Source organism: Kitasatospora sp. NPDC059817 (genome assembly GCF_042731835.1).
Lineage (GTDB): Bacteria > Actinomycetota > Actinomycetes > Streptomycetales > Streptomycetaceae > Kitasatospora.
In genome coordinates this window covers 1-2,063 of the sequence record NZ_JBHWIR010000137.1, presented here as the reverse complement: position 1 = coordinate 2,063, position 2,063 = coordinate 1, and the positions used below count along the sequence as shown (strand labels likewise).

At 66.1% G+C, this 2,063-nt stretch carries 3 protein-coding genes; all 3 read right to left on the bottom strand.

All coding sequences use genetic code 11. The features are described 5' to 3' along the window. Window positions 1–297: 297 nt before the first annotated feature. On the bottom strand, window positions 298–492 hold the full coding sequence (locus ACFV61_RS25485) for a hypothetical protein (RefSeq protein ID WP_380342806.1): 195 nt from the start codon (window positions 490–492) through the stop codon (window positions 298–300). A gap of 188 nt (window positions 493–680) precedes the next feature. After that, entirely contained in the window at window positions 681–854 is a 174-nt protein-coding gene (locus tag ACFV61_RS25480) for a hypothetical protein (RefSeq protein ID WP_380494054.1), read from the bottom strand. Between the two features lie 442 nt (window positions 855–1,296). After that, window positions 1,297–1,680, bottom strand: a complete 384-nt coding sequence (locus tag ACFV61_RS25475) for a Scr1 family TA system antitoxin-like transcriptional regulator (RefSeq protein WP_380494063.1) — start codon at window positions 1,678–1,680, stop codon at window positions 1,297–1,299. Window positions 1,681–2,063 lie beyond the last annotated feature (383 nt).

Sequence of the window (2,063 nt, the reverse complement as noted above, 5' to 3'; positions counted from 1 at the left end):
GCCCCCCCCCCCCCCCCCGGGGGGGGGGGCGGGGGGGGGGGCCCCCCCCCGCCCCCCCCGGGCCCCCCGCCGGCCCCCCCCCGGGGGGGGGCCCCGACAGCGCCGGGTCGGGCACGGGATGTCCGGTTGGATCCTGTGGGGGCACGCGATCACGTAGTGGCCCGACCAGCGGCTGTCGGATACCCAGCGGGACCACGCCACGTCTGCGGCACCCTCTAATTGCTCGATCGCGCGGAGTCGCCGTGCCTTGGTGGGAAGCCACGGATCGCCGCCCGGCGTGTGCTCCTCGTACCGCGCCTAAAGCCAGTCGGCCGCGTCGGCCGCCGTCTCCCAGGTGCCCCGGATCTGGGCGGTGGGCCGCAGCAGCCACCAGCCGGTCATCATCGGCGGGAGTTCCGAGAGGCCGAACCGTGCGGCCTCGATCGGGCGACGCTCCGGCTCCTTCGCCAGCAGTCGGCCGTCACCGGCCCACTCGTAGCCGTGGAAGTGCAACTGTGCTTCTCCTCGGAGACGTTGAAGCCCCGGCCGCCCGCACGGTTGAACTCGACCCGGGAGAGGTCGAGTTCGTACAGGTTGCGCTCAGTCATCGCCTGCACCTTCCGGTATCGCTTCGGGGCAGCACGGAACGGCCCCGCCCCGCCCAGGACTTGGGCGGAAGACTCAAGGGGAGGGGAGGACCGTCACCGCCACAGGCTGATGCGCATGGTGAGCTGGTCGGCCGGCACCTGGCGCGACGGGGCGTCCGGCTCGAACAGCGGCCGGACCAGCGCCCGGCCGTCCTGTGCTCCCACGATCTCGACCAGGCGCCCGGTCGTCAGGTCCTTCCGGACCGGGCAGTTGTCGATCGGCTCCATGAGTTCCGCGTGCGTACGGCGACGTGTGGTGCCAGGCGGCTGTGCGAAACCGTCAGTGGGTATGGAGCGCTTCTGTGGCTCTCGAATCATTTCGGCGAGTCACCAAATTACCGGGGCGTTTGGGGTTATTCCTGCACGCTTTCCTGTTCCCGAAAGAACTCTCCACGGCCCATTTCAGGTGGTCGCTCCGGACGCGTGCGCAGGAAGTCGGACTGGCCGACTTCCTGCGCCGCGAAGGTCCGCTGGGGTCATTCCTGCCGGGTGTCTCGGCTATTGGCAGAGATCCTGCGGCGTCTGCCGCTCAAGCTTCCGCTCAAGGGTTGCCAGCTCAACCTGCTTCTTGTCCGCGCCGTTTTCGGCGGAGGGTTCTGGCGTCCTGCCGCCCTGGGCCTGCGATCCGTGCTGAATCCGACCTGCTTTCCATTGCGGCTCCCTTGGCGTTTTATTCCTGAAAGAACTCGTCCCGGATTCCTTCGATCAGGTCCCGCATGTCATCTCCATGTAGTGCCGCGGCGTCTAATCTGAGGAATGTTGACATGTAGAGAGCGACATCCCTCGGATCGCGAGTTGTGATCTCTGAATGAAACGTCTCCACAATGACCAGGCGATCATCATGCATGCTGAAGCATGTCATCGGAAAGTCCGGCATCAGCCTTTTGGCGGGAAGAACTCCGATGGTTAAATTGGGAATCCGGGACAGCGAAACCAGGCGCTCGAGCTGCGTAGCAATGATGGCAGGAGGGCATATCCGCCACCGCAGGACATGCTCACAAATGACGAAATGGAACTCTCTCTGGCTGTCGTACAGGACGGCCTGGCGCTCCAGTCATGCCGCGATCGTCTTTGCCTTGGCTTCCTTGTGCTCCCTGAAGGGCAGGGCGTGAGCCAGAGCAATCTCCCGGTACCGGCGGTACTCGTCGAGGCGGTCCTCGGGCAGCAACTCTGCGCCGATGAACTGTCCTGCGTCTGCGTAGTCCCCGTGGGCGCAGGGTCAAGAAACCGATCTTTCCAGAGCGGGAAAGTGGTTGGGCCACCCCCGTTCGGCGTGAATGCCGGGCGGGGGCGGGGGAGTTCAGAGGTGATGAGGCGGTCGGGTCGGTACAGACAGAGGTGCCCCGCGCGGCGGTGAGCCCGGGCGGGGCCCGCAGGTGTGTATGTGTGGTTTATTATTAGTTGGCGGTATGGAACGGGAGGGTGAGCAGCGGCACG

Excerpts from the sequence above, each read along its gene's own strand:
- ACFV61_RS25480 (WP_380494054.1), bottom strand. The coding sequence starts at position 854 with ATGGAGCCGATCGACAACTGCCCGGTCCGGAAGGACCTGACGACCGGG.